The organism is Bacillus cereus group sp. BceL291 (assembly GCF_051776705.1).
Taxonomy (GTDB): Bacteria; Bacillota; Bacilli; order Bacillales; family Bacillaceae_G; genus Bacillus_A; species Bacillus_A cereus.
Genome location: NZ_JBPWAP010000277.1, coordinates 1 through 259 on the forward strand (window position 1 = coordinate 1; position 259 = coordinate 259).

Here is a 259-nt window from a genome sequence, read left to right on the forward strand (position 1 = left end):
AAGGAATCTCGCTTTCATTTTCCCATGTGTAATGAGTGTTTTCTCTGATGATAGTTCAAGATTTAGTTTATTCTTTAGAAAAGCCGTAAGGTCTTTCTTTACTTCTTCTGCATCCTGTTTTGAACCAATTATCCCTATTAGGAAATCATCGGCATATCGTACATATTGAATTCTCTTAAAGCTAGAATCCATTAATTCTACTGAACTCATTGTACGTATATCTTTTTGAAGCCTTTTCACTTCACTTGTAATCTCAGTT

General features: G+C 33.2%; 1 protein-coding gene. It reads right to left on the minus strand.

Going from position 1 to position 259, the window contains the following annotated elements:
• Positions 1–259 (minus strand): reverse transcriptase domain-containing protein (locus ACS2CR_RS34570; protein WP_438906174.1); only part of this gene is annotated, 259 nt, incomplete at both ends.